Genomic DNA, 2,887 nt, shown 5'->3' on the forward strand with positions numbered 1-2,887 from the left:
CCCTTGGAGTTGGAATGACTTGCTTGCTTATCCCACACTTTGCTGATGCACTACCCGTTCGCTTATAGATTCGTCAGATTTTTTTTGTTTTTATGGCTCTTCCGTACCTCCTATAATAAACGATCACCAATTTTGATAAAGTTAACAAAAAAGCTATCTAAATCTGCTTCGTTAATTTCTGGATTGCTGAGAATCAAGCGAATTACAATCTGTTCTTGATACTGAGAGTAATTGACTAATGCTTGACCAGAGCGCATTAATTGATCACGTATCTCCAGATTAAGCTGATCTAACCCATGATTAGACAGACTGTTATCTCTGGGATTATAGCGAAAACAGATATTCAAAAATGTTGGTTCAACTATCAATTCTAAATTCTCACAATTGCGAATATAGTCCGCCGCGTAGCTAGCGAGTTCAAATAAGCGGTCAACTCTTGCTTCATAACCATTTTTGCCATAGTATTTCCAGGCTAGCCATAGCTTAAGGGCATCTACTTTCCGCCCACACTGCAAGGACATAGTTCCCAGATTATAAGCACTATCTTCATCATCGTGGAAGATATAGTGAGTACCTTGACTAGAACAAGCTTCCAATAAAGTCCCTGGTTGTTTGACTAGAATAGCTGAACAAATCAAGGGCACCCCCATCAGTTTGTGAGCATCCCAAGTAAACGAATCTGCTAAGGAGCTACCTTGCAACAGGTGCTTGTGCTGGTTGCTGAACAAAACCGGAGCACCCCAAGACCCATCCACATGTAGCCAGAGTCCATATTTGCTGGTAATTTCTGCAATTGAGGGCAACGGATCGAATGCACCGGCAACGGTAGTGCCCGCAGTAGCTGTAACAAAGAAAGGTGTTTTTCCTTCCCTTAGGCTTTGTTGAATAGCAGCGTCTAATTGTTGCGGGCACATGCGCTGATCGCCATCGGATTTGACTTTGACTACATTGTCTATCCCCATGCCCAACAAATTTGCTGCTTTGAAAAAGGAATAGTGAGCCTGATCTGAGATGAATGCTACTAACTGGTGATTTCCCAATCCCTTGTTTTTGGCTTCGGGTAGGAGTTTGTGTCGCGCACAAAGCATGGCGATCAGATTAGCATTACTCCCTCCTGTCACCATCAACCCCTCACCTTGAGGAAAACCGATCAAGTTGTTGAGAGCCTCAATCAATTTAATCTCTATTAGCGTGGCTACTGGAGCAACTTCATAGGTATACATAGAAGTATTAGCAGTACTAGTTACCATTTCTGCTAATAATCCAGTTATCTCAAATCCACCCCAAAGCTGGTTGAAAAACTTGTGGCTACTAGTCCGCACGCTGTGGTCGAGGTACGATTCAATAATCGGAATTAAATCGGCTAAGGGAACTCCGTTTTCTGGTAAGCTTAAATCGAGTTTTTCCTTAAGGGTTTGAGGGCTTTTGTAATCTATTACCTTGGTGTCGGTATTTTGATTTTCCTGCAAATAGTTAAGGAGTTTATCAACAGTTAAGTTGATTATTTTTTCAAACTCGATCATAATTTAATATTTGGTATAATTCAGATATTTGGTGGAATTGATAAGGGTGCATATCCTAAAAGCTGTTTGACCCGGTGGGTGGAATGGGCATCTTGCCCGTTACAATTTTCGGGCGTGCTGTCCCAACGGTGACGACGAGGCATAAAATGATGGCTCGCCCGTCCCTAACGCACCCTACCCAACTATCAAAGTGCTACTAAAACCTCGGCAAGTTTTCTCTTCGTGCTAGCGAATACTTCATGTTGTTTATTGTCCCAAATGCTAACACGAGAATTAAGCTCAATGATTTTCGGTTGACCGTTAACTATGGCAAGATCAATGCCATAAAACCGGTTACCGTACTGTACCATATGTTTTTCAATGTGCTCGACTAGCTCGAAGACAGTGCTAGGGATCAGTTCTATTTCTACAACACGCATCTCGCCTCCTTCAGTCACGGATGCTACTAATTTTCCTGAAGCTGGAGTACGTACTATAGAGTGAAGAATTTCCCCGTTGAGGAGTGTTACACGAAAGTCATGAACACCATTGACAATACCGGGTATACCTGAGCGTGAATCGAGAAACTCTTGCACTAAGAAGGGATAGGGGCAATCCTGCTTCTTTAAGAACTCATCGTCTCCAATGTGGACATTTCTAGCTTCAAGACCATCTACTGGCTTGACAACTTTATACTGCCCTGGTATATTAGCGAGTGCCTCAAAAAACTCTTCTTGGGTGTTAACAAGATAGCTTTGGGGAGAATAGTCACTGAACAGCTGAAAGGTTTTATATTTGTTGGTGCAAATTTCGTTAATTTCCTGACAGTTTAGAACTGGGATAGTTCCATCAGAGCTAAACAATCCTTTATCGAAAATGACATCAGCTTTGACAGGACCAGTTTCTATCACTTGTCCATCTCGTAATTCCCAACTCTGGGAAAATTCTCCTGACCCTAGATAGGAAGATTGGTGACGAACAACACGAAAATTGGCACCACAAGCTTCTATTGCTTCACCAAGTTGGGCAATGTGTCGTATATACTTTTTTTTAGTAAATGGGTAGGCAAAGGTGCCTGCTTCCTCAAAAAAGACAGCAACAGTTTTCAAGGTTTACCTCAAACTGGGCATCAGATAAAAATTATAGCAATTTTTATTTATTGTCTTGTGGACTTGAGCTAAAAGCCTGTAAAATTAATCCCACAGCCGGTCAGGTGCATTACTGACAAGGGTGCCAGATGTCAACCTACCCTTTTGAATTAAGAATTTAGAATTAAGAATTTAGAATTCAACCTTGGCCAAAAGGCCACGCTACGCGAACAACCAACCTCCAACCTTGGCCAAAAGGCCACGCTACGCGAACAACCAACCTCCAACCTTGGCCAA

Annotated in this window: 2 protein-coding genes; both read right to left on the minus strand. The window is 42.2% G+C overall.

What is annotated here, in order from left to right:
• Positions 1-110: 110 nt before the first annotated feature.
• On the minus strand, positions 111-1,523 hold the full coding sequence (locus AC4II3_RS30275; RefSeq protein ID WP_488029751.1) for a pyridoxal phosphate-dependent decarboxylase family protein: 1,413 nt from the start codon (positions 1,521-1,523) through the stop codon (positions 111-113).
• A gap of 185 nt (positions 1,524-1,708) precedes the next feature.
• Positions 1,709-2,611 (minus strand): ATP-grasp domain-containing protein, encoded by a 903-nt coding sequence (locus AC4II3_RS30280; protein WP_488016224.1) that lies wholly within the window; start codon positions 2,609-2,611, stop codon positions 1,709-1,711.
• Positions 2,612-2,887 lie beyond the last annotated feature (276 nt).

This window comes from Moorena sp. (assembly GCF_982860115.1).

Coding starts and splice junctions, on each gene's coding strand:
- AC4II3_RS30275 (WP_488029751.1), bottom strand. CDS start 1,523: ATGATCGAGTTTGAAAAAATAATCAACTTAACTGTTGATAAACTCCTT.